We start from the raw sequence: 6,319 nt of genomic DNA, 5'->3' as shown, positions 1-6,319 counted from the left end.
CTTCGGTGGACGAGGGAGGGACGGTCAGTGGCAACGTACTGAACAACGATGTGGGCGGTGCCGACGGCCCGGCCACCAGCGGCGCGGTGATCGGTGTCCGTGCCGGCGACGATACTTCGACCCCGGCCGTGGGCGGCCTCAATACCCAGATCAACGGCAGCTACGGTTACCTCACCCTGGATGCCAACGGCAACGCGGTCTATCACAGCTACCCGAACACGGTCAGCGCCCCTGGCGCCACCGATGTGTTCACCTACACCGTGCGCGACGCCGACGGCGATGAAAGCACCACCACCATCACCATCGACGTGCATGAAAGCTGCCTCGTCGCGACGCCGGACCAGGACATCAGCGTCCATGAAAAGGCCCTCGACCTGAACCAGGACGGCCAGGACCTGGCTCCCGGCACGGTCACCGGCAGCGACCCTGGCACCACTGGCGAAACCGCCAGCGGCAGCCTGGTGGGATCGGTCAGCGGTGCCATCGGCTCCGTGACGTTCGCCTTGGTCGGCAACGCCACTGGCGCCTACGGGCAACTGCTGCTCAACCCGGACGGCTCCTATACCTATACGCTGACATCACCGGCCACGACCACGCCCAACGCCAATGACGGCCCGAACGTCCTGAGCGAAAGCTTCACCTATCAAGCCACGGACTCCCTGGGCAACTCGGTCACCAGCACCATCGTCATCAACATCGTCGATGACATGCCCGAGGCGCATTGCGACGCCGCTTCGGTGGTGGAGGGCGGTACGATCAGCGGCAACGTACTGGACAACGACGTACTCGGCGCCGACGGCGGTACCGTCATTGGTGTGCGCGTTGGCAGCGATACTTCGTCCCCGGCGGTGGGCGGCCTCAATACCCAGATCAACGGCACCTATGGTTACCTCACCCTGGATGCCAGCGGCAACGCGGTCTATCACAGCAACCCGGACGCCGTTGGCGCACCCGGCGCCACCGATGTGTTCACCTACACCGTGCGCGACGCCGACGGCGATGAAAGCACCACCACCATCACCATCGACGTGCACAACAGTTGCCTCGTGGCCGAGCCCGATCAGGACATTACCGTCTACGAGAAAGCCCTCGACCTGAATCAGGACGGCCAGGACCTGGCCCCCGGCACGGTCACCGGCAGCGACCCCGGCACCACCGGCGAAACCGCCAGCGGCAGCCTCGTGGGATCGGTCAGCGGTGCCACTGGCGCCGTGACGTTCGCCCTGGTCGGCAATGCCACTGGCGCCTACGGCCAACTGCTGCTCAATCCGGACGGCTCCTACACCTACACGCTGACGTCCCCCGCCAGCACGACGCCCCATGCCAACGACGGTCCGAATGTCCTGAGCGAGAGCTTCACCTACCAGGCCACGGATTCCCTGGGCAACAAGGTGACCGGCAACCTGGTGGTCAGCATCGTCGATGACGTGCCTACTGCCATCGCGACCGAGCGCTCGGTGACCGCCGTGGAAATCGATTCCAACCTGCTGATCGTGCTCGATGTGTCCGGCAGCATGGCCGATCCCTCCGGTGTGCCCGGCCTCTCGCGGCTGGACCTGGCGAAGCAGGCCATCAGCGCCTTGCTGGATAAGTACGATGACCTGGGTGATGTGAAAGTCCAACTGGTGACATTCAGCAGCAGCGCCACCGACCAGACGTCCGTGTGGGTGGACGTGGCCACCGCCAAGTCGCTCCTCAGCGGCCTGTCGGCGGACGGCGGCACCAACTACGACGCTGCGGTGGCGGCGGCCAAGACGGCGTTCGCCACCTCCGGGCAACTGACCGGGGCACAGAACATCGGTTACTTCTTTTCCGATGGCAAGCCCACCACGGGCCAGGAAACCGGTGCGGCGGACGAGGCCGCGTGGAAAGCCTTCCTCGACGCCAACGGCATCAAGAACTACGCCATCGGCCTGGGCAGCGGCGTCAGCAATGCCCATCTCGACCCACTGGCCTATGACGGCAGCGCCCACACCGACACCAACGCGGTGGTGGTCACCGATCTGAACCAGCTCGGCTCGGTGCTTTCCGGTACCGTGCAAGGGGTGCCGGTGACCGGCAATCTGCTAGGCGAGGGCGGTTCGTTCGGCGCCGACGGCGGGTTTATCAAGAGCCTGCTGGTGGATGGCACCACCTACAGCTATGACCCGACCGCCAACGGTGGGCAGGGGGCACTGGTTGCCAGCGGAGGGTCCAACCACGGCACTTTCAATAGCCTGAACAATACGTTGAGTATCGCCACCGACCACGATGGTACCCTGGTGGTCAACCTCGACACCGGTGAATACAGCTACACCTCCCAAACCACCACCGGCAGCCTGATCACCGAAACCATCGGCTATGTCGTCAGCGACAACGACGGCGACCTGGCGAGCGCCAGCCTGGTGGTCAATGTCACGCCCAACAGCCCTCCCGTGGCGATGGACGACCACATCATCACCAACCTGCTGTCAGGCAATATCGTAGTGCCGGGAGAGTTGTTGCTGGGCAACGACAGCGACGCCAACGGCGATCCGCTGACTGCGTCGCCCACCAGCTTCAATACCGGCTGGGTCGCCAGGGGAGCAGACTTCACCGGCACCGCCGGCACGCTCAGTTTCACCGGTAACAACGTGCAGTCCATCAACCTCAACCGCAGCGCTTTCGTCGCCAACACCGCGACCATGACCGCGGCGCTGGTAGTCAGTGGGGCGCTGGGGGCGGTGTCCAACAACAATGCCAACGATGAAGACCGGCTCAATATCAGCCTCAAGCAGGGCGAGACCCTCACCCTGGATCATAATCTGGCGTCCGGGCGCATCGCCCTGGAGTACTCCCTCAATGGCGGACCGTTCATTGCCGTCAATGACGGTGCCTCGTTCACTGCCGCGGCGGACGGCAACTATCAGATCCACGTCACCAACATTCCCAACCCCGGCAATGGCAACGTCAATGCCTCGGAAAACTACCAGCTGACCTTGACCGTCAACTACGCCGGCGCCCAGGAGAGTACGCCGGATTACCATGGTACCTACACCGCCAGCGACAACCATGGCGGCAGCGACAGCGGGGCGGTGAGCATCAGTTACCAGGCCGGTCACACCCTGACGGGCACTGCGGGGGACGATGTGCTGATGGCCGGTGCCGGTGACGACATCCTCAACGCCGGTGACGGCAACGATATCCTCAGCGCGGGCTCGGGCAATGACACCTTGCACGGTGGTGCCGGCGACGACCTGCTCTACAGCGGCACCGGCAACGATCTGCTGGACGGTGGCACGGGTAACGACACCGCCAGCTACGCCCACGCCACGGCTGGCGTCACGGTCGACCTGGGCCTGCTGGCCGCGCAGGACACCGGCGGCGCCGGTACCGATACCCTGGGGGGGATCGAGCACCTCATCGGATCGAACTTCAACGACACCCTCAGTGGCGATGGCGCCAACAACCGCATCGACGGTGGGCTGGGCCATGACGTGCTCAATGGCGGTGGCGGCGACGACATCCTGATCGGCGGCCTGGGCAACAATACCCTCGCCGGCGGCAGCGGCGCCGACACCTTCAAATGGCTGGCGGGCAATAGCGGCCATGACGTGATCACGGACTTTACCCCGGGCGTGGACAAGCTCGACCTGTCCCAGTTGCTATTGGGCGAAAACGGCACTAGCGCTTCACTGGACGACTACCTGCATTTCAGCGTGACGGGCAGCGGCGCATCGGTCACCACCAGCATCGACGTCAGCGCCATCGCCGGCGCCGCGCCGAACCAGACCATCGACCTGGCCGGCGTCAACCTCGCCAGCCACTACGGTGTCACGCCTGGCGTGGACGGCATGATCGCCGGCGCGGACACGGCAACCATCATCAACGGGATGCTGAACGATCATTCGTTGAAGGTGGATACGGTGTAAGGTGAGTTGAAACGACGAAACCCGCCATCCCCGTGGAGGGGGATGGCGGGTTTTATATCTTCCAGCGACCTGATAAGCGGATGACTCGAGTGGGCTGGGCTGAAATGGCCGGGCAGGAAATCATTCCGCACTCATCCAGTCATCCTCCGACCCGATCAAGCAATGGAGGCTCACCCGGCGGCCGGCCGCCTCAGCGCAGCACCGCGCGTGGCGGCAGTGGCGTAGTAGGACACATGGCCGTTCAGCAATCCCTGGACCGGGTCGCTGTTGCCTCCCGCACCGGCAAGACCCCAGGTAACCACTCGCGCATCGCTCGTGAGTGCGATGAAAGCCTGGCTGTTGGCATAAAGTGCTCGCACGTTTGTCAGCCCACTTGCGTTCACCACGCCTCCCCACGCTGGGTGCCCCCAAGCCACTACGGTGCCGTTTCGGCGCAGCGCGGCAAATGCCCCGGCGGTGGCTGCGACCTGAACGAAGTCATCGAACACTTCGATGGTAGGAGGCACTGGTGCTCCGTAATCCGGATGTCCCCAGGTCACGACATGACCGCTGGCCCTGAGTGCGGCAAAGGAACTTGAAGTCGAGACAACCTGAACCACGTCGTCGAGTCTTGCAATCGGGCCCGGAATACTACCGCCGGCGTTCGCGTCTCCCCATGCCACGACTGATCCATCGGATAGTCGGGCGGCCAGAGCTGTGCTTGCGCCAACGACCTCGACAATGTTCGTGAGGCGCGCAATATCGCCTGGCACCATGCCCCCCGCGTTAGGTTGAGTGCCCCACGCCACCACGGATCCATTGGCTCGCCGCGCCGCGAAGACGTAGTAGGCGCTGCTCAAGTCCACGATATCGGTGAGCAAGGCAATATCATCCGGCACCGCCGCCCCCAGGTCCGGCCTTCCCCACGCCACGACGGTGCCGTTGGCCCGCCGTGCCGCAAAGGCATGGGCTGTGGCGGCTACTTCTACGAAGTCATCGAACTGCGCGATGGTTTCAGGAATATCACCGCCCAAGCCGGTCTCTCCCCATGCCACCAGGTGCCCCGTTGCCCGTCGCGCGGCAAAAGCGTGTCCTGTCCCGACCACCTCGACAATATCCCTCAGATTGCCGATATCCCGTGGTACTTCACCGCCTCGCTCTGCCCAGCCCCAGGCGACCACCTGGCCGTTGGCGCGCCATGCGGCAAAGGCATAGGCGGCATGGGCAACGCCGACTATGTCGGTGATCGTCGCAATCTCCGGCGGCACGTCGCCGCCATGCCCAGCCACTCCCCAGCCAACCAGGTTGCCTTGGGTGCGGCGAGCTACGAATGCGCCCCATGGTTGCGATGGAGCAGCGATTTTGAAGTTGCCTGCTCCGAACAGGTTGGCAGGATTGATACGGACCTCATCCTGGCTGGTGCGCACACGGAGTAGCCGCCAGGGCTGGTTGTCATTGAACCTCGCGGCCTGGATGGGGGCGCCACCGTCGCCCTCGTATTGCCATAGTGCTTCAAGCGGCTGTTGGGTGGTGACATTCAGCGCTGTCAGCAGCCGGCTGCTCCCCACCGTGGACCAGTGCATCGAGTTCGATGTACCGCGCGCGCCCATGACCTGCAACTGTCCTGTTCCCACTTGTCGCCGCACATCGTAGACCGCCGGTTGCGAGGGGATGGGCGAACTACCCTGACGCCGCAACGTATAGTCCAACGTGATGGTTCGATCAACGTTCGCCAGTACCACCGACTGTTGCACGGTCACTGCCTTCGACTGGCCCGCTTCGCTGGCCGAGACGGTATAAGGCACGTTGATAGTGCCCGCATCGGGCAGACCTACCCAACGCACTTCGCCCGAATCCCCGTCCAGCAGATTAGTCTCGGCCGGTATCCGAACCGTGGCGCCATTGGGAGTATTGGCAGGGTCGAGTTGGTCTCCCAGGGCCTGGTCGATGGTTGGAGGAAGCGGGTCTTGTCGTGACCCGACAACGGTCGCCTTTGCTATTTTTGAGGAGCCCATGAAGGTCGTGCCCCTGAACAGCTTGTAGGACATTTCTACCGTGCTGCCCGAAATAACCTTGTCGTTGGGAATCTCCAGCACACAGGCCTGTTTCTGCCCCAAGCCATCGGTCTCGACCGTTCCCGTCTCGCTGTGGGTGACATTCGGCTGGCCTGCCACCTTCGCGACGTAGGTCGCCTCGATCGTATCCCCCGGCAGGAAGCGTGAGTCACCGGTCAAGATGATCAACAACAGCGGGTTGGTGCCCAGCTTGTCGAGGTCGATGGTGCTGGGATCGTCGGTTCCGTCGCTGGCGATTTCCCGCGGGATCGGCACCGGCAGTCGAAGGCCGGCCTGGTCCACGTCCACGATCTGTATTGCCGAAAAGGGTGAGTCAAGGTCCGGCGAGTTGCCCAACTGGTCGGTGACCGTGAAGGAAAACATGAACTCGGGATG

At 63.7% G+C, this 6,319-nt stretch carries 2 protein-coding genes; one reads left to right on the top strand and one right to left on the bottom strand.

All coding sequences use genetic code 11. From position 1 onward, the window contains the following. The coding region (locus BLP99_RS25925) for a beta strand repeat-containing protein (RefSeq protein ID WP_143007992.1) at positions 1–3,890 on the top strand (3,890 nt) is incomplete at its 5' end. A gap of 170 nt (positions 3,891–4,060) precedes the next feature. On the opposite strand, the gene BLP99_RS26495 is transcribed toward BLP99_RS25925, so the two are convergent. Continuing rightward, positions 4,061–6,319: RCC1 domain-containing protein (locus tag BLP99_RS26495; RefSeq protein ID WP_371128619.1), on the bottom strand; the 2,259-nt coding region annotated here is incomplete at its 5' end.

It is taken from the genome of Pseudomonas sp. NFACC32-1 (assembly GCF_900101215.1).
In the GTDB taxonomy this organism is placed as follows: domain Bacteria; phylum Pseudomonadota; class Gammaproteobacteria; order Pseudomonadales; family Pseudomonadaceae; genus Aquipseudomonas.
The sequence above is the reverse complement of the archived record's forward strand: the minus strand, read 5'-3'. Positions and strand labels throughout refer to the sequence as shown.